The sequence below is a fragment of the Kribbella sp. NPDC104740 genome, from assembly GCF_055583505.1.
Genome location: NZ_JBVJNV010000002.1, coordinates 550,140 through 573,129, shown reverse-complemented (window position 1 = coordinate 573,129; position 22,990 = coordinate 550,140). Strand labels below are relative to the sequence as shown.

Genomic DNA, 22,990 nt, shown 5'->3' with positions numbered 1-22,990 from the left:
CAGGGTTGGTGAGTGGTGGGTGTCCGCGTGAAGGCGCGCGGGCCGACGGCCCCGGTTGCGCGATTGCCTGGCTGGCCAGGGCGTCGCCCAGCACCGTGCAAGTCGGGTGGTTGAGGGGGATGGAGGCGGGGGTTGAGCGTGGTGGGCGTCCGCCGGCGGCGGTTGGTGGGTGGTGACCGTTGCCGGCGCTCCCCGGTGGGGGACGTGCACCACTCACCAACCTCGTCGGCGGGCCGGGTGGTTGGCTTGTCTGAGCGTGCCGGCCGTGGGGTGCGCAGGGTTAGTGAGTGGTGGGCGTCCGCCGGCGGCGGTTGGTGGGCGTCGGCGGGCGGCACGGTGGCCGCCCGCCGGGGTGGTCAGCCGGCTTTGGTGAGTAGCGCTTGTTGGGTGCGGGTGACCTGGGTGGCTACTGCTGACTCGTCGACGGTGATCAGGTGGTTGTTTTCGACGACCGGTTGGCCGTTGACGAGGAGGAGTTGTAGCGGTGGGGGTGCGCTCAGGACCAGGGCGGCGACGGGGTCGGTGATGCCGGCGTGGGGGAGGGTGTCTAGGCGCCAGAGGGCCAGGTCGGCTAGTTTGCCTGGTTCGAGGGAGCCGATTTCGTGGGAGCGGCCCAGGAGGCGGGCGCCTTGCAGGGTGGCCATTTCGAGGGCTGTTCGGACGGTCAGGGACTCGGGGCCGCCTCGGGCTCGGGCGAAGAGGACGGCGTGGCGGAGTTCTTCCAGCAGGGAGCCGGCTTCGTTGCTGGCGGCGCCGTCCACGCCTAGGCCGACCGGCACACCGGCGCCTAGGAGGTCGGCGGTTCGGGCGATGCCGGCGCCCAGGCGGGCGTTCGACGACGGGCAGTGGGCTACGCCGGTGCCGGTCGAGCCGAGTTGTTTGATCTCGGCGTCGGTGAAGTGGATGCCGTGGGCGAACCACACGTCGGGGCCGAGCCAGCCGACGGATTCCGCGTACTCCGCGGGAGTGCAGCCGAAGCGGTCGGCGCACCAGGATGATTCGTCGGTGGTTTCGGCCAGGTGGGTGTGCAGCCGTACGCCGCGAGTCCGGGCGAGCGAGGCGGCCTCGCGGAGGAGCTCCGGGGTGACGCTGAACGGCGAGCACGGCGCGACGGCGACCTGGAGCATCGAGCCGAAGGAAGGGTCGTGCCAGCGGTCGATGGCCGACTCGGTGGCTAGGAGGATCTCGTCGCGGTCCTGCACAACTGAGTCCGGAGGCAACCCGCCGTCCTTCTCGCTCAGGTCCATCGACCCGCGGGAGGGGTGGAAGCGGAGCCCGACGTCTGCGGCGGCGCGGATCTCGGCGTCCAGCAAGTCCCCACCATCTCGCGGAAACACGTAATGGTGGTCGAAAGCCGTCGTGCAGCCGGTCAGCGCGAGCTGCCCCAGCGCGCCCGTCGCGGCGACATGCACCGCCTCCTCGTCGATCCCCGCCCACGCGGGGTACAGCGTCGTCAGCCACTCGAACAGCCCGGCATCGGGCACCAGTCCGCGCGTCACCCACTGATACAAGTGCTGGTGCGTGTTGACGAACCCGGGCGTGACCACGCACCCCCGCCCGTCCACCACCCGCGCACCTTCGTACGCCGGTGCCGGACCGTCGCCGACAGCAACAATCTGATTGCCTTGGACAACTACATGACCGGTCGTGAACTCCCGCCGGTGAGGATCGAGGGTGACGACCGCCGCCGCGTCGACGACGGTCGTCACAGTGCCGCGCTCAGCCATCGAGCTCAGCAGAACCCCGGTACGGCGTGCCACGCGCTCCCGGCGTCGGAGGCGTCGTCGCGCACGACCGTCGCCTCGATCAGCCCGTACGGGCGATCGGCGGCGATGAAGACCTCGCCGGGGTTGTCGACCCCGAACGGCGACAGGTCGACCAGGAAGTGGTGCTTGTTCGGCGCCGAGAACTTGATCTCGGCGACCTCCGGGTGCTGCTCCAGCACGGCCGAGCCCATCCCGTACAGCGTCTGCTGCAGCGCGTAGCTGTGGATCTTCGCGAACTGCTCGAGCAGCAGCGCCTTGATCCCGTCGTACGACTTGTCCCAGTCGACGTCGGTGTGGTCGTAGCGCCAGCGGGCGACCAGCGACGTGGCCAGGATCCGGTCGTCGGTCTCCGGCAGCGTCGTGTACTTGTCCTTGCGGAACCCGTGGAACTCCGAGCCGGTCGACTTCAGCACCACCAGGTCGTGGATGCCCGACACCACGTACGCCGTACGCTCCGCACCCCGGCCCTCGACGTTGACGATCGTGGACCGGACGCCGCTGCCGGAGCGGACGAAGGAGTGGTCGTGTTCCTGCCCGTCGGCGACGATCCGCTCCCACGGGTACTCCTCGACGGCGATCCGGGCGCCGTCGGCGGCCGGGGTCGCCTCGAGGAAGTGGTCGCCGAGGGTCAGCGCGAAGTCCTCGATGGCGCCGACGCCCTTCTCCTTGGCGAACGCGAACGCGGTGTTCTTCTGGGTGTCGGTCGGCAGCACCTCGGCCTGGTCGCCGGTGGTGTGCGCGTCCTCGAAGCGGCCGCGCAGCGCGGAGGAGACGTTCAGGTCGCGGATCTGGTGGCGGGCGGTGTCACGGTAGATGCGGACGACGCGGCTCTCGGCTTTGCCGTACTGGTTGGCTCCCAGGTGGATCGCCATCGGGTCAGCTCCCTCGATAGGTGGAAAAGGCGAACGGGCTGAGCAGCAGCGGGACGTGGTGGTGCCGCTCGTCGGTGATCGTGAAGGTCACGGTGACCTCGGGGAAGAAGATCTCCTGGCCGGACGCGGCCGCGTACGCGGCGACGTCGAACCAGAGCTGGTAGGTGCCGGGCGCGAGCCCGTGCGGGGTCAGGTCGTTGACGCGGCCGTCGTCGTTGGTCCGGCCGGACCCGAGCTCGACGACCAGGTCGGCGGCCCGGTCGCCCGGGCGCTCGGTGCCGATCCGGGACAGCCGGACCGGTACGCCGCGGGCCGGTCGCCCGAGCGCGGTGTCGAGGACGTGCGTGCTGACGGTGCTCACACTCCCACCTCCTGGTCGACGACCTTGGTCAGCCGGAGCACGGCGATCTTGCGCAGCTCGTCCCGTACGACGGCCCGCTCGGTCGCGTCGTCGTTCCCCAGCCGCTCGCGCAGGGACGCCAGCATCTCGGCCGCCGACAGCCCGGTCGCGCAGATCAGGAAGACCCGCCCGAATCGTTGCTCGTACGCTCGGTTGCCCTCGGCAAGCGAGGCCCGGACAGAAACGTCGTCGCCGACCCCGGACTGCTCGTCCCGCGACCACGCGGCCTCGGTGCCGTTGCCGTTGGCCCGGTCGCCGATCCGCGGGTGCGCGGCGAGCGCCTTCTCGACCTCGGCGTCGCTGAACGTCTCCGCGGTCCGGCTCGCGACCGCGGTCAGTGCCGCGAGGTCGTCGTACGGGCGGCCGGCGAGCACGCGTTCGACCCAGCGGTCGACGTCGCAGCAGGCGGCCAGCATCGGTCTCAGCCGGTCGGCCGGTCCGGTGTTGAAGGCAGGCAGATCCATCAGTTCTCCCCAGTGGTCAGCAGTTCGCCGTCGATCCAGACGGCGCGCACGTCGGCCGGGGTGCCGAGCGTGAAGATCCGGGCCAGCACCTCTTCGGCGTCGGCGGCGTGCGTGATGCCGACGGCCAGCGGCGAGCTGTCGGCGGGCCGCAGCAGCTGGGCGTCGAAGCGCTTGCCGACGCTGAGGTCACCGACCTCGTCCAAGCCGAGCGCCTCGGCTCCGGCAGCGGTTGCCAGGTGCAACAGGTGCGCCGAGGTCAGCGGGTGGCCGTGGTCGCCGAGCAGCTGCTGGCAGAAGTACGCCTGCAGCCCCTCCTTGAGCAGCGAGAAACCGGTGCCCGCGCCGACGTCCGAGCCGAGCGCGACCCGTACGCCGTGGTCGAGGTGCCGGCCGATCGGGAACAGCCCGCTGCCGAGCGCGGCGTTGCTGGTCGGGCAGTGCGCGACGGTCGCGCCGCTGGTCCCGAGCAGCTTCAGCTCGACGTCGGTCGGGTGCACGTTGTGCGCGAAGACGCTGCGGCGGCCGACCAGACCGTGCTTGTCGTAGGTGCTCAGGTAGTCGCTGCCGCCGAACAGCTCGGCGACGGTGGCGATCTCGGCGTCGTTCTCGTTCAGGTGCGAGGTGAACCAGGCGTCCGGTACGTCGTCCAGTACGGCGTGGCAGGCGGCGAGCAGCTCGTCGGTGCAGGACAGCGAGAAGCGCGGCGTCACGGCGTACCGGTTGCGGCCGACGCCGTGCCAGCGCGAAGCGAGTGCGACGGAGTCCGCGTGCGCGCGGTCGGGGGTGGTCAGCAGGTCGGGACGCAGCAGCCGATCGCTGACGACCAGGCCGCTGGTGACCCGCAGTCCGACCCGGGAGGCGGCGGCGAACAGCGTGTCCATGGCGTCGACGTAGTGGGCGCCGAAGACCAGCGCGCTCGTCGTCCCGGCGGCCGCGAGACCGCGGACGAACTCGTCGGCGACACTTCCGGCGTACGCCGGGTCGGCCATCCGCGCCTCTTCGGGCAGCGCGTACTTGTCCAGCCACTCCATCAGCGGCATCCCCATCCCGCCGACGGCGCGGATCTGCGGGAAGTGCACGTGCGTGTCGACGAACCCCGGCAGCACCAGTCCACCGGTCAGGTCGACGACCAGCTCGGCCGGGTGCGCGCGGCGCAGCTCGGCGTACGGGCCGCGGGCCTGGATCACCCCGTCCACCACCAGCAGCGCGGCGTCGGTGGCGACCCGCAGGGTGCCGCCGGTGAACGGGTTGGCCGGGGTGTCGAGGAACGTGCCTCGGAACAGCGTCATGCTTGTGCCTCACTTCTGGCCGGCGCTTGGTTGCGCTCGGCATTGAATTCCTGGAGCAGCCGGGCCGCCACGCTGACGGCGATGGTGGCCGGCTCCTTGCCGGGCAGGTCCGGCAGACCGATCGGGGTGGTGATCCTGGCGATCGCCTCGGGCGGGTTGCCGTCCTCGGCGAGCTTGCGCTGGAACCGGACCCACTTGGCGCTGGAGCCGATCAGGCCGATCGTCGCCAGCTGCTCGTTGCGGATCGCGGCGTCGCAGAGGGCGGCGTCCTCGGCGTGGTCGTGGGTCATCACCAGGACGTGGGTGCCCGGTGGGAGCTCGCCGACGACGAGCTCGGGGAGAACCGGGACCTGGTGCACGTGCACGCCGGCGACGGCGTCGTCGAGGACAGACAACCTTTCGGTCGTCAGCTGGTCGGGCCGGGAGTCGATCAGGTGCAGCTCGATGTCGTGCCGGGCCAGGATCCGCGCCAGCTCGAGGCCGACGTGGCCGACGCCGAAGATCGCCACCGACGGTACGACGGCCAGCGGCTCGAGCAGCAGCTTCATCTCACCGCCGCAGCACTGCACGGCCTGCTGGTACGGCGCCTTGTCGGACAGCGCGAACTCCAGCACCTCGGGCTCGGTCAGCCCCTCGGCGATCATCACCCGAGCGCGGTCGACGGCAACCATCTCCAGGTTGCCGCCACCAACGGTCGCCCAGGTCTGTTCAGGGCCGACGACCATCTTGGCGCCCGCCTCCCGCGGCGAATGCCCACGCACCGACAGGACGGTCATCAGTACGCCAGGCTGACGCTGCTCCCGGAGGCGCTGAACTGCTCGCATCCACTCCATGGCGGTCCTCACACTCCGCTCAGGTTGAAAGAGAGGGCGTCGGCGGGGAGCGACGAGCGGGCTGCGGTGAGCGCCCAGTACACCGCTTCCGGGGTCGCCGGCGAGGGCAGGTCGACGCTCGTGCCCTCTGGGCCGAACGCAGCTGCTGCTTGCCGTAGCGCCTCCCGCACGGAGAACGCGAGCATCAGCGGCGGCTCACCAACCGCCTTCGAGCCGTAGACCGCGCCGTCCTCATGCGCCTTCTCCAGCAAATGCACGTTGAAGACCTGCGGCATCTCCGAGAAGCTCGGCAGCTTGTACGTGCTGGCCGCCTGCGTCGAGAGCCGCCCGCGATTGGGTCCAGTCGACTCGTCCCAGCGCAGATCCTCCAGCGTCAGCCACCCGGCGCCCTGGACGAAACCGCCCTCGATCTGGCCGATGTCGATCAGCGGGCTGAGGCTGTCGCCGACGTCGTGCACGATGTCGACCCGGCGCAGCGTGTAGCTGCCGGTGAACGCGTCCACCTCGACCTCGGACGCCGCGACGCCGTACGCGAAGTACTTGAACGGCTCGCCGTGCATCGCGTTGGCGTCCCAGTGCAGGCCCTCGGTCCGGTAGAAGCCGGCCGCCCACAGCTGCACCCGCTGGAAGTACGCCGCGCTGACGATCTCCTCCCACGGCACGCCGTCACCCGAGAGCCCGCGCACGACCCCGTCGGTGAACCGCACGTCGTGCGCACCGATCCCGAGCCGCCCACCGGCGACCTGCGCGAGCCGCTCACGGATCTGCTCGCACGCGTTCTTGATCGCGGCGCCGTTCAGGTCCGCGCCCGAGCTCGCGGCCGTCGCCGACGTGTTCGGCACCTTGTCGGTGCGCGTCGGCGCCAGCCGCACCCGCTCCAGCGGTACGCCGAGCGTCGTGGCGGCGACCTGCAGCATCTTCGTGTGCAGTCCCTGACCCATCTCGGTGCCGCCGTGGTTGATCAGCACCGACCCGTCCTTGTAGACGTGCACCAGCGCACCCGCCTGGTTGAACGCGGTCAGGTTGAACGAGATCCCGAACTTGACGGGCGTCGCGGCGATCGCGCGCTTCAGATGCGGATGCGACGCGTTGAATCGCGAGATCTCGGCCTGCCGCTGCGCGATCTCCCCGCCAAGCAGCACCTCGCTCCAGCACGCCTCCAGCCGCTCGGCGTGCCGCACCGGCTGCCCGTACGGCGTGGTGTGGCCGGGCTGGTACAGGTTGCGCCGCCGCAGCTCCATCGCGTCGTACCCGAGCAGTGGCGCGCAGCGCCCGAGCAGGTCCTCGATCACGAGCATGCCCTGCGGCCCGCCGAACCCGCGGAACGCGGTCTGCGAGGTCTTGTTGGTCTTCGCGATCTGCCCGTCGACGCGCACGTTCGGGATCCAGTACGCGTTGTCGATGTGGCACATCGCGCGCGCCAGCACGGGTTCGGACAGGTCGAGGCTCCAGCCGCCGTCGGCGGTCAGCGTCGCGTCGAGCGCGAGCAGGTGGCCGTCGTCGTCGAAGCCGACCCGCCAGCGGCTGTGGAAGCCGTGCCGCTTGCCGGACATCGTCACGTCCTGGGTGCGGTTCAGCCGCAGCCGGACCGGGCGGCCGGTCAGCGTCGCGCCGAGCGCGGCGATCGCGGCGAACCCGTGCGGCTGCATCTCCTTGCCGCCGAAGCCGCCGCCCATCCGCAGGCACTGCACGGTGACCGCGTGGCTGGCGACGCCGAGCACGTGCGCGACGATCTCCTGCGTCTCCGACGGGTGCTGCGTGCTGCTCTGCACGAAGATCTGCCCGCCTTCATCGACCAGAGCCAGCGCGACGTGCGTCTCCAGGTAGAAGTGCTCCTGGCCGGCGAACTCGAACTCGCCCTCGAACACGTGCGCCGCGGTGCCGAAGGCCGCGTCGACGTCACCGTGCTCGAGGTGCCGGCCGGTGCCCTGGAAGTTGCCTGCGGCAATCGCTTCGCGGACGCCGATCAGCGACGGCAGTTCGTCGTACTCGACCTCGACGGCGGCCGCGCCGAGCCGTGCGGCCTCCAGGGTCTCGCCGAGCACCCAGCAGATCGCGTGGCCGTGGAACATCACTTCCTCGTTCGGGAAGAGCGGCTCGTCGTGCTTCACCCCGGCGTCGTTCACGCCCGGGACGTCCTCGGACGTGAGCACGCGAACCACGCCCGGTACGTCGTACGCCGGCTTGACGCGCAGCTCGACGATCCGGGCGTGCGCGTGCGGCGACTGCACCGGGTAGGCGTGCAGGACGTCGCGGGTCCGGACGACCAGGTCGTCGGTGTACAGGGCCTCGCCGGTGACGTGCAGCGCGGCGCTCTCGTGCGGGAGCGGCACGCCGACGACGGCCTGGGCGGGGCGCTCGGACAGCTGGCTCATGCGCTGACCCCCTCGACGTCGGGTTGCTGGGCATGGAAGCGGAGCAGCGACTGGCCGAGCATCGCCGACCGGTACGACGCGCTCGCGCGGTGGTCGTCCATCGGAGTGCCCTCGGTCGCCAGTACGGCGGCCGCTTCGCGGATGGTGCGGTCGGTCCACGGCCGGCCGATCAGTGCCTGCTCGGTCGCGGTGGCGCGCAACGGGGTCGCGGCGACGCCGCCGAGGCCGATCCTCGCCTGACTGATCAGCCCGTCGGTGACGTCGAACGCGTAGCCGACGGCCACGCTGGAGATGTCGTCGAAGCGGCGCTTGGCGATCTTGTGGAACGCGGTCAGCCGGGCCAGCGGGCGCGGGATCACGATCGTGCGGATCAGCTCGTCGGGCGCCTTGAGGGTCTGCCGGTAGCCGGTGAAGTAGTCGGCCAGCGGGACGACCCGCTCGCCGCGGCGCGAGGTAAGGACGAGCGAGGCGTCGAGCGCGAGCAGCGCCGGTGGGGTGTCGCCGATCGGGGAGGCGGTGCCGAGGTTGCCGCCGATCGTGGCGCCGTTGCGGATCAGCCGGGAGGCGAACTGCGGGAAGAGTTGCGCCAGCAGCGGGACGCGGCCGGCGAGCATCCGCTCGATCTCGGTCAGCGTCAGAGCGGCGCCGATGCGGATCTCGTCGTCGCCGACGGAGAACTCGCGCAGCTCGGTCAGCCGGTCGACGGCGACCACGAGCGGGGAGCGGACGCCGCGCAGGTTGACCTCGACGCCCGCGTCGGTCGAGCCGGCGACGAGCTTGGCCTCGGGGCACTCGGCGATCACGTCCAGTACTTCGTCCAGCCGCGCGGGCCGGACGAACTCGGCGCCGTCCGACTCGATCCGGGTGGCGACGGGGGCCGGGGGAGGACTTGAACGCCTGGCCGCCAGTGTGTCGTTGGCGTCCGGATCGCCCAGCGCATAGGCAGCGTCCCGAATCGGTCGGTAGCCGGTGCATCGACACAAGTTCCCACTGAGTGCATGCAGGTCGAACCCGTTCGGCCCGTGCTCGTGTTCACACTCAGTTGAAGAACGAGTCGGCCGGTAGTACTCGGCCGCCATGCTGCAGATGAAGCCCGGCGTACAGAACCCGCACTGGGAGCCACCCCGGACAGCCATCTCCTGCTGGACCGGGTGCAGGTCGGCGCTGCTGCCCACCCCCTCCGCGGTGATCAGCTCCTGCCCGTCCAGCGCGGCGGCCGGGATCAGGCAGGCGTTGACCGCGGTCCACTCGGTCGGGGTGTCGATGCCCGGCCGGGCGACCAGGATCGAGCAGGCGCCGCACTCACCCTCGGCGCAGCCCTCCTTCGCTCCGGTCAGTCCGCGGTCGCGGAGCCAGTCCAGGGCCGTGGTGTGGACGCTCGCGCCGTCCAGCGGGAGATCGTTGCCGTTGACCTTGATCGTCGTACTCATCAGTTGCTGCCCCACCTGCTGGTTCGTGCACTGTGGATCGGGTTGGCGTCGGTCAGGAAGTCGTCGAAGCGGAAGCCGGCGATCTTCGCGATCTCCAGCAACGCCGCGGCGTGCTCCTGGTTCTCGCAGTTGCCGAGCCGTTCGCGGCCCTGCTCGACGATCCGGTTGAACGAGTCGGCGTCCCGGACCGAGATCACCAGCGGGAAGCCGAAGCGCGCCTCGTACTGCTCGGTGATCGACGACAGCTCGTCGCGCTCGGGCTCGGCCAGGAAGGTCAGCCCGCGGGTCGCCTGGTCCCGCAGCGACGCCTCACCGGTCAGCCCGTCCGCGACCAGCTGCGACCCGAGCTGCGGGTACGAGCGGATCAGCTCACGCTGCTCCTCGACCGAGCCGGAGAACAGCGCCTCCTGGAACGACCGCCGTAGCGCGTGCGTGTCGGCGAACGGCCGCATGTCCCAGGCCCGCTCGACCATCCAGCGCGGGCCCTGGAACAGCCCGGCGAAGGTCTCGACGAACTCCTCGCGCGACATCTTGTTCACCTGGTCCAGCCGGACCGAGCCCTCGCCCGGCTGGCCGGCGACGGCCGGACCGAAGTCCTTGCCGACGTGGTGGAAGAGCAGGTTCAGCAGGATCGCGGTCAGGCTGCCCAGCGTGATGCCGCTGCCGAAGATGATCTCGGCCCAGTCCGGCACGGCCTGCGCGACCTGCGGCTGCGCGGTCACGTACATCGCCAGCCCGACGCTGGTCGCGACGATCACCACGTTGCGGTGGTCGTGGAAGTCGACCTTGGTCAGGGTCTGGAACCCGACCACGGCGACGGTGGCGAACATCGCCAGCGCGGCACCGCCCAGCACCGGGTGCGGGATGCCGGCCACGATCGCGCCGGCCTTCGGCAGCAGCCCCAGGATGATCATGATGACGCCGGCCGCGGCGACCACCCAGCGGCTCTTCACGCGGGTCAGCCGGACCAGTCCGACGTTCTCCGCGAAGCAGGTGTACGGGAAGGAGTTGAAGACGCCGCCGATCGTGGTGGCCAGGCCGTCGGCGCGCAGCGCCCGGGCGATGTCCTCGCGGCCGATCCGCTTCTCGACGATCTCACCGGTCGCGAAGACGTCACCAGTCGTCTCCACCGCGGTGATCAGCATCACGACGACCATCGAGATGATCGCGGCGACCGAGAACTGCGGCCAGCCGAAGTAGAAGGGAGTCGTCACGCCGACCCAGCCGGAGTCGGCGACGGCGCCGAAGTGCGCGTCCCCGAGCGCCCAGGCGACCAGCGTGCCGACGACCAGGCCGACCAGGACCGCGACGGTGGCCATGAAGCCCTTGAAGACGCGCTGGATCAGCACGATCAGCGCGAGCGTGCCCAGGGCGTACGCGAGGTTCTTGCCGCTGGTCGGGTCCGAGGTCGGCCCGGCACCGCCGGTGGCGTCCGCGGCGGCGACCGGCAGCAGCGCCAGCCCGATGATCGTGATCACCGAGCCGGTGACGACCGGCGGGAAGAAGCGGATCAGCCGGCTGAAGAACGGTGCGATGAAGAACGTCGCGAGACCGGCGACCAGGACGGCGCCGTAGATGACCAGCAGGCCGTCGGTCCCACCGCCCGCGGCCAGGCCGATCGCGATCATCGGCGAGACTGCCGTGAAGGTGACACCCTGCAGCAGCGGGAGCCGGACGCCGACCTTCCAGAACCCGACGGACTGGATGATCGAGGCGATGCCGCAGGTGAACAGGTCGGCGTTGATCAGGTGCACCAACTGCTCGGTGGTGAGGCCGATCGAGTTCGCCAGCAGGATCGGGACGATCACCGCGCCGGCGTAGAACGCGAGCACGTGCTGGGTGCCGTAGACGGCGAGCCGCCCGGGGGACATCACCTCGTCGACGGGATGACGAGCGGTGTGGCGGCGGGGGCGCAGGGCTGCCTTCATCGAACACCCTCCAAGGGGTCGGCGGCGGATTGTGACCTGCACGACAGCTTGCGATCACCGGGTGGTCGCGGGCTATCGACGAACCTCCGAAGATCGGCCCCCGGGGTGGGGCCGGATCTGTGCGATCACCCAAAGGGCGTGGTTCAGAGCGACTTGAGCGCCAGGAACACGTCGATCTTGTCCTCCAGCTGGGACAGATCGCGACCGGTCAGTTGCTCTACGCGTTCGATCCGGTACCGGACCGTGTTGACGTGCAGGTGCATCGCTTCCGCGGTCCGGGACCAGGAACCGGAGCAGGCGAGGAACTCGCGCAAGGTGGCGAGCAGCTCGCCACCGGTCTTGCGGTCGTGCTCGAGCATCGGGCCGAGCACGCGGTGCGTGTACGTCCGCCGTACGTCGTCCGGGACGGTGGCGAGCAGGAGCACGTGGGAGGCGACCTGGTCGGAGGTGACGACGGAGATCGGCGTGGTGCCCGCGCGGGCGACGCGGTGGGCGAAGCGGGCTTCCTCGAGGGCGCCGGCGAGGGCGTCGACGGCGGTCTCGCCGCTGATGCCGACGGCGATGCGGGAGCGGCCGAGGCCGGGTGCGAGCCGGCCGAACGCGCGCCGGAGGAGAACGGGAAGATCAGGTGCCCAAGGCAACAATCCGATGAGGAGCCCGTCGCGTCCGGGGGCGACGGTGGCCGGTCCGATTGTTCCGGCAACATCTTCGAAGACAGTCACAGCAACTTCGGCCGACCCCGCGTCGCGCGGTGCCTGATCGGCGGGCTGCGGCGTGAGCAGCTCGGCGACGACGACCACCAGCGGGCGCTCCGGCTGGGCGCCTGCTTGGCGGAGCCGGGTGGTGACCTCGGGCAACGGGCCGCCGGACTCGACCAGGCTCAGCGCGTCGGCCATCAATGGACGCAGCGCGAGCCGGCCCTCGTCGCGGCGGACCCGGTCGAGGGCGGCGATCGCGCAGAGCTCGTGCACGGTCTCGACCTGGTCGCGCGGCCAGGTCGAGTGGTCGCCCTCGATCACCAGCAGCCAGGCCGTCAGCCGGTTGCCCAGCCCGGACCCGACCGGGAACACGCTGTACGCCGCGTCGCCCGCGTCCGCGACGGCCGGCGTCCGGTCCGCGGTCAGGAAGCGCCGCGTCACCGCGTCGAGCGTGAGATCGTCGAGCGGCTCCGGCCCCGGTACGACGTGCCGCCCGGTCGCCGTGATCACGCGACAGGTGTGGCCGATGTCGGCGGAGATCTGCGCCGCGAGCTCGTCCAGGCTGCGCCCGGAGGCGATCGCCGAGAGCAACTGTCGCTGCCGGACCAGGCTCGCGGACAGCCGCGCGCCGCTGTCCGACGCGGCCGCGACGTACTCGGTGACGTCGGCGAACGCGACCTCGGTCGGCACCTCGAGCAGCGTCAGCTGATGCCGGCGGCACGCTTCGACCAGATCCTGCGGGATCGTGCCGAAGAGCGCCTTCCCGGCCAGGATCGTCGTCGCGCCGCGTCCGGCGACCGACGCCACGAAGGTCTCGCTGTCGGTGGGACCGCGGCGCCAGACCAGACCGGTCAGGACCAGTTCGCCGCCGCTCAGGTAGTTGCCGGGCTCAAGCAAGTCGGTGGTGACGAGCCGGCCGACCGGGCGGTCCGAGGCGTCCTGCGCCTGGTACAGCAGACGCAGACCTAGCTCCGGTGCGCCGAAGAGTTCGGACAGCAGCATCGTGGATCACCTCCCGCCCCTTTGGAGAAACCTACAGCGCCCGGGGCGCTTGACGCTGCCGGTGCGGGCAACTTATCGTCCTTTCGCAGAACAGAAACAATATTCCACAATGCGGAAGACAAGGGCTGATGATGCTGCGCTACACGGTGAACTGCTCGATCCTGTTCACCGAGCTCCCGCTGCTCGACCGGCCGGCCGCCGCGCGGACCGCCGGGTTCGGCGCCGTCGAGTTCTGGTGGCCGTTCGCCGAGGCGGTGCCGGCCGACGCCGAGATCGACGCGTTGGTCCGGGCCGTCGAGGACGCCGGGGTCCAGCTGACCGGGCTCAACTTCTTCGCCGGCGACATGCCCGGCGGCGACCGCGGCCTGGTCTCCTGGCCGAAGCGGTCCGGGGAGTTCCGGGACAACATCGACGTCACGGTCGGCATCGGCGAACGGCTCGGCTGCGGCGCGTTCAACGCGCTGTACGGCAACCGCGTCGACGACGCCCAGCCCGCCGAGCAGGACGAGCTCGCCGTCGAGAACCTCGGCCTCGCGGCCCAGGCCGCCGGGCGGATCGGCGCCGTCGTCCTGGTCGAGCCGGTCAGCGGCGCCGCGCGCTACCCGCTGCTGACCGCCGCCGACGCGCTGGCCGTGATCGACAAGGTCCAGGCGGCGTACGACGTACCGAACATCGGACTGCTGGCGGATCTCTACCACCTCGCGGTCAACGGCGACGACGTCGACCAGGTGATTGCCCGGCACATCGACCGGATCGCGCACGTGCAGATCGCCGACGCGCCCGGCCGCAACGAGCCCGGCACCGGAACCCTTCCGCTCCAGGCGCAGCTCGGCGCCCTCGAAGCCGGTGGCTACACCGGCCTGGTCGGGCTCGAGTACAAGCCCGCCACCACCACCCTGAACAGCTTCGACTGGAGAATCTGATGACGAACATCGCCTTCATCGGCCTCGGGATCATGGGCAGCCCGATGGCCGTGCACCTCGCCAACGCCGGGCACCAGGTCGCCGGGTTCAACCTGGACATGGACGCGGCCAAGCCGCTGGTCGAGGCGGGCGGCCGGGCCGCCGCGTCGATCGCGGACGCGGTCAAGGACGCCGACGTGGTCTGCGTGATGGTCCCGGACTCGCCGGACGTCGAGCTGGTGCTCGCCGGACCGGACGGTGTCTTCCAGCACGCGCAGACCGGTGCCCTGGTCATCGACTTCTCCAGCATCCGGCCCGACGTCACCATCGAGCTGGCCGCGCAGGCCCGCGCGAACGGCTTCCGGTTGCTCGACGCCCCGGTTTCCGGCGGTCAGGCCGGCGCGGTGAACGCGGCGCTGTCGATCATGGTCGGCGGCGAGGCCGAGGACTTCCAGACCGCCAAGCCGCTGTTCGACCGGGTCGGCAAGACCGTCGTGCACGTCGGCGGCAACGGCGCCGGCCAGACGGTGAAGGCCGCCAACCAGCTGATCGTCGCCGCCAACATCCAGGCGGTGTCGGAGGCGGTCGTCTTCCTGGAGGCGTACGGCGTCGACACCAAGGCCGCGCTGGAGGTGCTCGGCGGCGGGCTGGCCGGTTCGGCGGTGCTGAACCAGAAGAAGGAGAACATGCTCTCCCGCTCGTTCGAGCCGGGTTTCCGGATCGACCTGCACCACAAGGACATGGGCATCGTGACCGCGGCCGCCCGCGAGGCGGGCGTCGTCGTACCGCTCGGTGCGCTGGTCGCGCAGCTGGTCGCGTCGGCGCGGGCCAACGGTGACGGCAAGCTCGACCACTCCGCGCTGCTGCGCGGCGTCGAGCGCCTGAGCGGGAAGGCGACGAGCTGATGGCCAGGATGCGTGCGGTCGACGCCGCGGTCCTGATCCTGGAGAAGGAAGGATCGACCCAGGCCTTCGGGCTGCCCGGCGCCGCGATCAACCCGTTCTACAGCGCGATCCGCAACCACGGCGGCATCAAGCACGTCCTGGCCCGGCACGTCGAGGCCGCCTCGCACATGGCCGAGGGCTACACCCGGGCCACCGCGGGAAACATCGGCGTCTGCATCGGTACGTCGGGCCCGGCCGGGACCGACATGATCACCGGCCTGTACTCCGCGTCCGCCGACTCGATCCCGATCCTGTGCATCACCGGCCAGGCGCCGGTGGCCAAGCTGCACAAGGAGGACTTCCAGGCCGTCGACATCGCCGCGATCGCCAAGCCGGTCGCGAAGTGGGCCGTCACGGTGATGGAGGCCGCGCAGGTCCCGGGGACGTTCCAGAAGGCGTTCTGGCTGATGCGCGAAGGCCGGCCGGGTCCCGTGCTGATCGACCTGCCGGTCGACGTGCAGCTGGCCGAGATCGACTTCGACATCGACACCTACGAGCCGCTGCCGGTGACCCAGCCGGCCGCGTCGCGGGCCCAGGCCGAGAAGGCACTGACCATGCTGAACGCGTCCGAGCGGCCGCTGATCGTGTCGGGCGGCGGCGTGATCAACGCCGACGCCTCCGCGCTGCTGGTCGAGTTCGCCGAGCTGGTCGGCGTACCGGTCGTGCCGACGCTGATGGGATGGGGATCGATCCCGGACGACCACGCGCTGGCGGCCGGGATGGTCGGGCTGCAGACGTCGCACCGGTACGGGAACGCGACGATGCTGGCCTCGGACTTCGTGCTGGGCATCGGGAACCGGTGGGCGAACCGGCACACCGGGTCGCTGTCGACGTACACCGAGGGCCGGAAGTTCGTGCACGTGGACATCGAGCCGACACAGATCGGGCGCGTGCTCGCGCCGGACTACTCGATCGTGTCCGACGCGCGGGCCGCTCTGGAGGTTTTCGTCGAGGTCGCTCGGGAGTGGGCCGCCGACGGTCGCCTGAAGGATCGTTCGGCGTGGGTCGCGGAGTGCCGCGATCGCCGGACGGCGTTGCAGCGCAAGACGCACTTCGACGAGGTGCCGATCAAGCCGCAGCGGGTCTACGAAGAGATGAACCGGGCGTTCGGGCCGGAGACGCGGTACGTGTCGACGATCGGGCTGTCCCAGATCCAGGCGGCACAGATGCTGCACGTGTACCGGCCGCGGCACTGGATCAACGCGGGACAGGCCGGGCCGCTCGGCTGGACCGTGCCGGCGACGCTGGGGGTCGCGGTGGCGGATCCGGAGTCGACCGTGGTGGCGCTGTCAGGCGACTACGACTTCCAGTTCCTGATCGAGGAGCTGGCGGTCGGGGCGCAGTTCCAGATCCCGTACATCCACGTGGTCGTGAACAACTCCTACCTCGGGCTGATCCGGCAGGCGCAGCGCGGGCTGGAGATGGACTACTGCGTGCAGCTGTCCTTCGACAACATCAACAGCCCCGAGGTCGGCGGGTACGGCGTGGACCACGTGAAGGTCGCGGAGGGGCTCGGGTGCAAGGCGCTGCGGGTGTCCGCGCCGGACGAGATCCTGCCGGCACTGGAGCAGGCCAAGAAGCTGATGGTCGAGCACCGGGTGCCGGTCGTCGTCGAGGTGATCCTGGAGCGCGTCACGAACGTTGCGATGGGCACCGAGATCGACGGCGTGGTCGAGTTCGAGGCGCCGGCCGAGCGGCCCGAGGACGCGCCGACGGCGATCGTGCCGGTGGGCTGATGCGGGTTCTCGTTGCCTCGGACAAGTTCAAGGGGACGTTGACCAGCGCGGAGGTCGCCGCGGCGGTGAGCGACGGCGTACGGCGGGTGCGGCCGGACGCTGTGGTCGACCGGGTCGTCGTGGCCGACGGCGGCGACGGGACCCTCGCCGCCGCCGTTGCCGCGGGATTCTCGTTCCTGGCTGTGAGGGCAACTGGGCCCACCGGGCAGCCGGTGCCGACGGGTTTCGCGCGGCGGGGTGAGACGGCGGTCGTGGAGCTGGCCGACGCCTCCGGGCTGATCCGGTTGCCGGGTGGGGTGCTCGCTCCGATGACCGCCGGCACTCGCGGCACCGGCGAGCTGATCGCCGCTGCCGTCGAGGCCGGAGCGACCCGCGTGATCCTGGGGATCGGCGGGAGCGCGAGCACCGACGGGGGAGCGGGGATGCTGCGCGCGCTCGGTGCGCGACTGCTCGACGCGTCCGGCGCCGAGGTCGCGGACGGCGGGGCCGCGCTGGCCGACGTCGCGACGGTGGACCTTGAGTCGGTGCACAAGCGGCTCTACGGGGTGGAGGTTGTCGTCGCCTGCGACGTCGACAACCCGCTGACCGGCCCGAAGGGCGCGGCCGCGACGTACGGCCCGCAGAAGGGCGCGAGCCCGCACGAGATCGAAGTACTGGACAAGGCGCTCGAGCACTGGGCTGAGCTTGTGGGTACTGATCTGAAGGAAGTGCCAGGTGCCGGGGCTGCCGGGGGTGTGGGGTTTGCGGCTCTTGCTGTCCTCGGCGCTCGGCTTGTGCCTGGGATCGAGCTGGTGCTGGAGCTGGTGGGTTTCTCCGAGCGGCTCGCCGGGGTGGATCTCGTGGTGACGGGCGAAGGCGCGCTCGACGACCAGACGCTGCACGGGAAAGCCGTCTCCGGTGTCGCCTCGGCGGCTCAGGCGGCCGGGGTTCCCGTGGTGGCTGTTTGTGGGACCAACCGGCTGGACGAACGCCGCCTGCGGGCGGCCGGGATCGAGGCGGCGTACGCGTTGACCGATCTGCAGCCTGATGTGAGCCGCTGCATCGCCGACCCCGTGCCGCTGTTGCGCGGGCTCGGGGAGCGGATCGGCCTACGATGAGAGCGACTGAGAGGGGCGTCGGATGACCTCGCTGGAGCTTGTCGTTCAGGGCAGCCGGGTGGTCACGGCCGCGGGGGAGCGGGCGCTTGCCGTCGGCATCGAGGGCGGGCGGATCAAGCTCGTCGCGCCGTACGGGACCGCGCTGGACGCCGCGCGGACCATCGAGCTGGCCGGCGACGAGGTGCTGATGCCGGGCGTGGTCGACACGCACGTGCACGTGAACGACCCCGGGCGGACCGAGTGGGAAGGCTTCACCAGCGCGACTCGCGCGGCCGCCGCGGGTGGTGTGACGACGATCGTCGACATGCCGCTGAACAGCATCCCGCCCACCTGCGACGTCGCCGCGCTGGAGCTGAAGCGGAAGACCGCCGAGCGCCAGGCGTCCGTCGACGTCGGGTTCTGGGGCGGCGCGATCCCCGGTAACGTCGCCGAGCTCCGCCCGTTGCACGACGCCGGGGTGTTCGGGTTCAAGTGCTTCCTGCTGCACTCCGGGGTCGACGAGTTCCCGCCGCTCGACCCGGCGCAGCTCGAGGCCGCGATGCGGGAGATCGCGACCTTCGACGGGCTGCTGATCGTGCACGCCGAGGACGCGCACCTGATCGAGTCCGCCCCGAGCGGACGCGCGTACGACGGCTTCCTGCACTCCCGCCCGCGCGCGGCCGAGAACGCCGCGGTCGCGGGCGTCATCCAGCTTGCCCGCACGACCGGCTGCCGCGTGCACATCCTGCACGTCTCCAGCGCCGAGGTCCTCCCGCTGCTCGCCGACGCCAAGCGCGACGGCGTCCGGATCACCGCGGAGACCTGCCCGCACTACCTGACCTTCTGCGCCGAGGAGATCCCGCCCGGCGGTACGGCGTACAAGTGCTGCCCGCCGATCCGCGAGGCGGCGAACCGCGAGCTGCTCTGGCAGGGGCTGCGCGACGGCGTACTGGATCTGGTCGTCTCGGACCACTCGCCGTCGACGATCGACCTCAAGCACCTCGACACCGGTGACTTCGGCACCGCGTGGGGCGGGATCGCGTCGCTCCAGGTCGCGCTCCCGGCGGTCTGGACACAGGCCCGCGCCCGCGGGTTCACGGTGACCGACGTCGCGCGCTGGATGTGCGCGGCGCCTGCCGCGCAGGTCGGGCTGACCCAGAAGGGCCGGATCGAGCCCGGGCACGACGCCGACTTCAGCGTGTTCGCCCCCGACGACGCCTTCGTGGTGGACGCCACCACTCTGCAGCACAAGAACGCCGTCACCCCGTACGCCGGACGCCCGCTCGCCGGCGTCGTCCGCGGGACGTGGTTGCGCGGCGCACCGATCGACCTCGACGCCGGCCCACGCGGCCGGCTGCTGACCCTAGGAGACCCACGATGAGCTACTACTCGCCGTCCGGCGGACACCCCGCCCAGACCGAGCTGACCACCGACCGCGCGGTCTTCACCGAGGCGTACGCCGTCCTGCCGCGCGGCACGATGCGCGACATCGTCACCAGCCTGCTGCCGTTCTGGGAGGGGACCCGGCTGTGGGTGCTGGCCCGGCCGCTGTCCGGCTTCGCGGAGACCTTCTCGCAGTACATCGTCGAGGTCTCGCCGGGTGGCGGCAGCGACCGGCCGGAGACCGATCCGGGCGCCGAGGCCGTCGTGTTCGTTGTCGAGGGCAACGTCGTGCTGACCGTGGAGGGGGAGAAGCACGACCTGGCCCCCGGAGGCTACGCGTTCCTGCCGCCCGGCACCGACTGGACGCTGCGCAACACCAGCGACCAGGTCGCCCGCTTCCACCTGCTCCGCAAGGCGTACGAGCACGTCGAGGGTCTCGACGTACCGCCGGTGCTGGTCACCAACGAGACCGAGGTCGAGGGCATCGAGATGCCCGGGACCGAGGGCCGCTGGAAGACCCAGCGCTTCGTCGACCCGAGCGACGTCCGCCACGACATGCACGTGAACATCGTCACCTTCGAGCCCGGCGGCGTGATCCCGTTCCCGGAGACGCACGTGATGGAGCACGGCATCTACGTGCTGGAGGGCAAGGCCGTCTACCTGCTCAACAAGGACTGGGTCGAGGTCCAGGAAGGCGACTTCCTCTGGCTGCGCGCCTTCTGCCCCCAGGCTTGCTACGCCGGCGGCCCGACGCGCTTCCGCTACCTGATCTACAAGGACGTCAACCGGCACCCGAAGCTGCCCCGCTAGCCGCGCTCCGGGACGCTCCGGAGCCGGTGGGCGACTAAGGTTTGCTCGTGCCTGATACCTCTCGGAGACCACGTGTGCTCGACGTTCTCGGCGTTGACGAGGTCTGGGAGGTGCCGGACGGCTGGGTCGACGGTGTGCGCGGGCGGCTCCGGGAGTGGGGCAACGACGCCGGCGCGCTGCGGCCCGGGGTGTTCGCCGGCTTCGTCGAGGGGACTCCGGCGGCGGTCTGGTTCGTGCACGAGGTGGCGCCGCTGCTGGCGGGCTGGGTTCCGGTCCTGCGCGGTGAGTACGCCGACCTCGGCGCGGTGCTGACGCGGGAGTTCCACCGGCCGGCGGCGCGGGTCGGCGGCGACGGGTACGTCGTACAGGTTGCGCAGGCGGACTGGCCGTTGCAGATGGTCTCCGGGGCCCGCGGGTTTCCCGAGGATGCGCGGGCGCAGGCCCTGCGGGCGTCGCGCGACGTCGTGGAGCTGTTCGTCGAGGCGCCTCCGCTGGCGGCTCGCGCGCAGGCGCTTACGGCGGCGTTCGAGCGGGTGCTCGCGGACCGTGACGCAACCCGGATGCACGTCGCGGCGGACTACGACACGATCGCGGAGTACTGGCGGAGCGGGCTGCTGACCGACGCCGAGCGGGCGGTGCTGCCGGAGCTGGGCGGGCCGGCTGCCGCCTTGCGGTTCTCGCTGGACACGCTGCGGGACGTGCACGGGAAGCTGTCGGCGGTGGTCGCGGACGACGAGAGCCGGGAGTTCGCGCAGCTGCTGGCGCGGATGATCCGGGCGGTCGGGTTGCGCGGGCAGCCGGTGGCGGTCGGGCAGATCCTCGGCGTCGCGGGATGGGACGTCGAGTACGCGATCGCGGACCTGGAGAAGGGCTTCGACCGGCACGGCTGGCTCGCGCGGAACACGGCGTGGCTGGCCCGGGCGGTGCGCGAGGGGCACGAGGGGCTGGCGCGGTCCTGGGCGGCCGCGGCGACGCGGGTGTCGGTGCAGCTGGCCGGCGTACCGGAGCGCGGGGCGTGGCCGGATCCGGAGGTGCCGGACCTGGGGGCGTTCTTCCAGCGGCCGGTGGTGGCCGAGGAGCCGGTCCAGGTGACCTGGACGGCGAAGCCTGAACCTGAGGTCGAGGTCAAGCCCGAGCCCGAGGTCGAGCCGGCGCCGGCGGAACTGGTCGTTCCCGAGCTTCCGGTGACCGAGGAGACCGGCGCGCTCGCCGAGCTCGACGCCCTGGTCGGGCTGGAGTCGGTCAAGGACTCGGTCCGCCGGATGGTGGCCGAGATCAAGACCAACCTGCGCCGCCAGGAGTTCGGCCTCCCGGCGCAGGAGCGCGCCCGGCACATGGTGTTCGTCGGCAAGCCCGGTACGGCGAAGACGACGATCGCCCGTCTGCTCGCCCGGATCTACAAGGAGCTCGGCGTCCTGGAGAGCGGTCACGTCGTCGAGGTCGACCGCTCCGACCTGGTCGGCCCGACCGTCGGTACGACGGCTCCGCTGACGGCCGGCAAGTTCCGCGAGGCGCTCGGCGGCGTGCTGTTCGTCGACGAGGCCTACACGCTGGTCCCCGAGGGCCAGCCCGGCGACTTCGGGCTGGAGGCGGTCGCGACGATCCTGAAGATGATGGAGGACCACCGCGACAAGTGCGTGGTGATCGTCGCGGGCTACCACCGTGAGATGCAGCGGTTCATGGAGTCGAACACCGGGCTGCAGTCCCGGTTCCCGAAGCTGCTGTCGTTCAGCGAGTACGACACCGACCAGCTGGTGGCCATCTTCGAGCTGCAGGCTCGGCAGCAGGGGATGGTCTACACGGCCGAGGTGCTGAAGCGGGTCCGCAAGGTGATCCCGCCCGCGCCGCGCGGGCACAACTTCGGCAACGGGCGGTTCATCCGGAACCTGCTCGAGGAAGCGATCTCGAACCAGGCGACCCGGCTCGCCCGCCGCGACCCGGACAAGCTGACCGAGCGCGACCTGCGCGAGCTGCTCCCGGAGGACGTGAAACCCGCCGCGTCGATGCGCGCCGAGGACTACCTGCTGCAGAAGCCCGGCACCTGATCAGAAGGGGCCGGGCCCGCCGGCGATCGGCGGGCACAGCCGCCGGTCAGATCTCGGGGACGCGTTCGCCGTCCCGCACCGGCCCGGGCGCCGTCCCGTCCCCGAACGGGCTCCCACCGAGCGCCTCCCGCCCGTGCGGCATCAACCAGTTCGCCAGCTCCGGCCCCTTCGGCACGATCTGGTTCGGGTTGATCGAGGTGTGCACCAGGTAGTAGTGATCCTTGATCTGCTGGAAGTCGACAGTGTCACCGAACCCCGGCGTCTGGAAGAGATCCCGCGCGTAGGCCCACAGCACCGGCAGCTCGCTCAGCTTGTTCCGGTTGCACTTGAAATGCCCGTGATACACCGGATCGAAGCGCACCAGCGTCGTGAACAACCGCACATCGGCCTCGGTGATCGAGTCCCCGACCAGGTACCGCTGGTCGAGCAGCCGGTCCGACAGCCAGTCCAGCGCCTCGAACAGCTTGTCGTACGCCGCCTCGTACGCCTTCTGCGACCCGGCGAACCCGCACTGGTACACCCCGTTGTTCACGTCGGTGTAGATGCGCTGGGCAACCTCGTCGATCTCGCCGCGCAAAGCCTCGGGATACAGGTCGGGTGCGCCCTCGCGGTGGTAGGCAGTCCACTCCGTCGACAGATCCAGCGTCAGCTGCGCGAAGTCGTTGGTCACCACCGCACCGGTCGGCTCGTCCACGATCGCCGGCACGGTGATCCCCTTCGGGTACTCCGGATCGCGCTTGAAGTACGCGTCCTGCAGCCGCGGGATCTTCAGCACCGGGTCGACCCCACCCGGGTCGAGGTCGAAGGTCCAGCTCCGCTCGTCGTGGGTCGGGCCGCAGAAGCCGATCGACAGCACGTCCTCGAGCCCGAGCAGCCGGCGGACGATGATCGCGCGGTTGGCCCACGGGCAGGCCCGCGCGACCACCAGCCGGTAGCGCCCCGGTTCGACCGGGAAGCCGTCGCGGCCGTCCGCGGTGATCCGGGTGGAGATGTAGTCGGTGTCTCGGTCGAACTCGTCGTTGGAGGGCACCCCAGCA

The 22,990-nt window shown here is 70.9% G+C and carries 18 protein-coding genes; 7 read left to right on the top strand and 11 right to left on the bottom strand.

The genetic code is table 11. The features are described from left to right. Nucleotides 1-356 precede the first annotated feature (356 nt). The 10 genes from ACZ6Z4_RS12290 to ACZ6Z4_RS12245 all read right to left on the bottom strand — a co-directional run bounded on the left by ACZ6Z4_RS12290 (nt 357) and on the right by ACZ6Z4_RS12245 (nt 13,057). A complete protein-coding gene (locus tag ACZ6Z4_RS12290) occupies nt 357-1,727 on the bottom strand; it encodes an 8-oxoguanine deaminase (protein ID WP_465561950.1) in 1,371 nt (456 codons plus the stop codon). A gap of 5 nt (nt 1,728-1,732) precedes the next feature. Then, the gene (gene pucL / locus ACZ6Z4_RS12285; protein WP_363673681.1) at nt 1,733-2,638 is read right to left on the bottom strand and encodes a factor-independent urate hydroxylase; all 906 of its coding nucleotides are present in this window, start codon (nt 2,636-2,638) and stop codon (nt 1,733-1,735) included. A gap of 4 nt (nt 2,639-2,642) precedes the next feature. Then, a complete protein-coding gene (gene uraH / locus ACZ6Z4_RS12280; RefSeq protein WP_363673683.1) occupies nt 2,643-2,999 on the bottom strand; it encodes a hydroxyisourate hydrolase in 357 nt (118 codons plus the stop codon). Next, on the bottom strand, nt 2,996-3,502 hold the full coding sequence (gene uraD, locus ACZ6Z4_RS12275; RefSeq protein WP_465561947.1) for a 2-oxo-4-hydroxy-4-carboxy-5-ureidoimidazoline decarboxylase: 507 nt from the start codon (nt 3,500-3,502) through the stop codon (nt 2,996-2,998). Before uraD (ACZ6Z4_RS12275) ends, uraH begins: the two co-directional genes overlap by 4 nt. Further along, nucleotides 3,502-4,791, bottom strand: coding sequence for a guanine deaminase (guaD, locus tag ACZ6Z4_RS12270; protein ID WP_465561945.1), 1,290 nt, complete (start codon nt 4,789-4,791; stop codon nt 3,502-3,504). The genes uraD (ACZ6Z4_RS12275) and guaD overlap by 1 nt, the downstream gene beginning before the upstream one ends. Next, entirely contained in the window at nt 4,788-5,615 is an 828-nt protein-coding gene (gene xdhC / locus ACZ6Z4_RS12265) for a xanthine dehydrogenase accessory protein XdhC (protein ID WP_465561943.1), read from the bottom strand. Before xdhC ends, guaD begins: the two co-directional genes overlap by 4 nt. Nucleotides 5,616-5,632: 17 nt before the next feature. Next, nucleotides 5,633-7,999: a xanthine dehydrogenase molybdopterin binding subunit gene (xdhB, locus tag ACZ6Z4_RS12260; RefSeq protein ID WP_465561941.1), complete on the bottom strand. Its 2,367-nt coding sequence runs from the start codon at nt 7,997-7,999 to the stop codon at nt 5,633-5,635. After that, a complete protein-coding gene (locus tag ACZ6Z4_RS12255) occupies nt 7,996-9,429 on the bottom strand; it encodes a xanthine dehydrogenase small subunit (protein WP_465561939.1) in 1,434 nt (477 codons plus the stop codon). Before ACZ6Z4_RS12255 ends, xdhB begins: the two co-directional genes overlap by 4 nt. Continuing rightward, nucleotides 9,429-11,357 carry a 2-oxo-4-hydroxy-4-carboxy-5-ureidoimidazoline decarboxylase gene (gene uraD, locus ACZ6Z4_RS12250; RefSeq protein ID WP_465561937.1) on the bottom strand — a complete coding sequence of 643 codons (1,929 nt, stop codon included), beginning with the start codon at nt 11,355-11,357 and terminating at the stop codon, nt 9,429-9,431. The genes ACZ6Z4_RS12255 and uraD (ACZ6Z4_RS12250) overlap by 1 nt, the downstream gene beginning before the upstream one ends. A gap of 143 nt (nt 11,358-11,500) precedes the next feature. After that, the gene (locus ACZ6Z4_RS12245) at nt 11,501-13,057 is read right to left on the bottom strand and encodes a PucR family transcriptional regulator (RefSeq protein ID WP_465561935.1); all 1,557 of its coding nucleotides are present in this window, start codon (nt 13,055-13,057) and stop codon (nt 11,501-11,503) included. 128 nt (nt 13,058-13,185) lie between these two features. Here ACZ6Z4_RS12245 and ACZ6Z4_RS12240 point away from each other — a divergent pair, with 128 nt between their 5' ends. The 7 genes from ACZ6Z4_RS12240 (at nt 13,186) to ACZ6Z4_RS12210 (ending at nt 21,953) form a co-directional block, all read left to right on the top strand. After that, nucleotides 13,186-13,980: a hydroxypyruvate isomerase family protein gene (locus tag ACZ6Z4_RS12240; RefSeq protein WP_465561933.1), complete on the top strand. Its 795-nt coding sequence runs from the start codon at nt 13,186-13,188 to the stop codon at nt 13,978-13,980. After that, a complete protein-coding gene (locus ACZ6Z4_RS12235) occupies nt 13,980-14,864 on the top strand; it encodes a 2-hydroxy-3-oxopropionate reductase (RefSeq protein WP_465561931.1) in 885 nt (294 codons plus the stop codon). The genes ACZ6Z4_RS12240 and ACZ6Z4_RS12235 overlap by 1 nt, the downstream gene beginning before the upstream one ends. Continuing rightward, a complete protein-coding gene (gene gcl / locus ACZ6Z4_RS12230; protein ID WP_465561929.1) occupies nt 14,864-16,639 on the top strand; it encodes a glyoxylate carboligase in 1,776 nt (591 codons plus the stop codon). Before ACZ6Z4_RS12235 ends, gcl begins: the two co-directional genes overlap by 1 nt. Then, on the top strand, nt 16,639-17,736 hold the full coding sequence (locus tag ACZ6Z4_RS12225; RefSeq protein WP_465561927.1) for a glycerate kinase: 1,098 nt from the start codon (nt 16,639-16,641) through the stop codon (nt 17,734-17,736). The genes gcl and ACZ6Z4_RS12225 overlap by 1 nt, the downstream gene beginning before the upstream one ends. A 22-nt stretch (nt 17,737-17,758) precedes the next feature. Beyond that, the gene (gene allB, locus ACZ6Z4_RS12220; RefSeq protein ID WP_465561925.1) at nt 17,759-19,096 is read left to right on the top strand and encodes an allantoinase AllB; all 1,338 of its coding nucleotides are present in this window, start codon (nt 17,759-17,761) and stop codon (nt 19,094-19,096) included. Further along, nucleotides 19,093-19,908 carry a bifunctional allantoicase/(S)-ureidoglycine aminohydrolase gene (locus ACZ6Z4_RS12215; protein WP_465561923.1) on the top strand — a complete coding sequence of 272 codons (816 nt, stop codon included), beginning with the start codon at nt 19,093-19,095 and terminating at the stop codon, nt 19,906-19,908. Before allB ends, ACZ6Z4_RS12215 begins: the two co-directional genes overlap by 4 nt. Nucleotides 19,909-19,982: 74 nt before the next feature. Continuing rightward, the gene (locus tag ACZ6Z4_RS12210; protein ID WP_465561921.1) at nt 19,983-21,953 is read left to right on the top strand and encodes an AAA family ATPase; all 1,971 of its coding nucleotides are present in this window, start codon (nt 19,983-19,985) and stop codon (nt 21,951-21,953) included. Between the two features lie 46 nt (nt 21,954-21,999). On the opposite strand, the gene ACZ6Z4_RS12205 is transcribed toward ACZ6Z4_RS12210, so the two are convergent. Next, on the bottom strand, nt 22,000-22,983 hold the full coding sequence (locus tag ACZ6Z4_RS12205; RefSeq protein WP_465561919.1) for a glutathione S-transferase family protein: 984 nt from the start codon (nt 22,981-22,983) through the stop codon (nt 22,000-22,002). Between the last annotated feature and the right edge of the window lie 7 nt (nt 22,984-22,990).

What these genes read in the sequence shown, in the direction of transcription:
- ACZ6Z4_RS12290 (WP_465561950.1), bottom strand. Translation starts at nt 1,727, where the DNA reads ATGGCTGAGCGCGGCACTGTGACGACCGTCGTCGACGCGGCGGCGGTC.
- pucL (WP_363673681.1), bottom strand. Translation starts at nt 2,638, where the DNA reads ATGGCGATCCACCTGGGAGCCAACCAGTACGGCAAAGCCGAGAGCCGC.
- uraD (WP_465561947.1), bottom strand. Translation starts at nt 3,502, where the DNA reads ATGGATCTGCCTGCCTTCAACACCGGACCGGCCGACCGGCTGAGACCG.
- guaD (WP_465561945.1), bottom strand. Translation starts at nt 4,791, where the DNA reads ATGACGCTGTTCCGAGGCACGTTCCTCGACACCCCGGCCAACCCGTTC.
- xdhC (WP_465561943.1), bottom strand. Translation starts at nt 5,615, where the DNA reads ATGCGAGCAGTTCAGCGCCTCCGGGAGCAGCGTCAGCCTGGCGTACTG.
- xdhB (WP_465561941.1), bottom strand. Translation starts at nt 7,999, where the DNA reads ATGAGCCAGCTGTCCGAGCGCCCCGCCCAGGCCGTCGTCGGCGTGCCG.
- ACZ6Z4_RS12255 (WP_465561939.1), bottom strand. Translation starts at nt 9,429, where the DNA reads ATGAGTACGACGATCAAGGTCAACGGCAACGATCTCCCGCTGGACGGC.
- uraD (WP_465561937.1), bottom strand. Translation starts at nt 11,357, where the DNA reads ATGAAGGCAGCCCTGCGCCCCCGCCGCCACACCGCTCGTCATCCCGTC.
- ACZ6Z4_RS12245 (WP_465561935.1), bottom strand. Translation starts at nt 13,057, where the DNA reads ATGCTGCTGTCCGAACTCTTCGGCGCACCGGAGCTAGGTCTGCGTCTG.
- ACZ6Z4_RS12240 (WP_465561933.1), top strand. Translation starts at nt 13,186, where the DNA reads ATGATGCTGCGCTACACGGTGAACTGCTCGATCCTGTTCACCGAGCTC.
- ACZ6Z4_RS12235 (WP_465561931.1), top strand. Translation starts at nt 13,980, where the DNA reads ATGACGAACATCGCCTTCATCGGCCTCGGGATCATGGGCAGCCCGATG.
- gcl (WP_465561929.1), top strand. Translation starts at nt 14,864, where the DNA reads ATGGCCAGGATGCGTGCGGTCGACGCCGCGGTCCTGATCCTGGAGAAG.
- ACZ6Z4_RS12225 (WP_465561927.1), top strand. Translation starts at nt 16,639, where the DNA reads ATGCGGGTTCTCGTTGCCTCGGACAAGTTCAAGGGGACGTTGACCAGC.
- allB (WP_465561925.1), top strand. Translation starts at nt 17,759, where the DNA reads ATGACCTCGCTGGAGCTTGTCGTTCAGGGCAGCCGGGTGGTCACGGCC.
- ACZ6Z4_RS12215 (WP_465561923.1), top strand. Translation starts at nt 19,093, where the DNA reads ATGAGCTACTACTCGCCGTCCGGCGGACACCCCGCCCAGACCGAGCTG.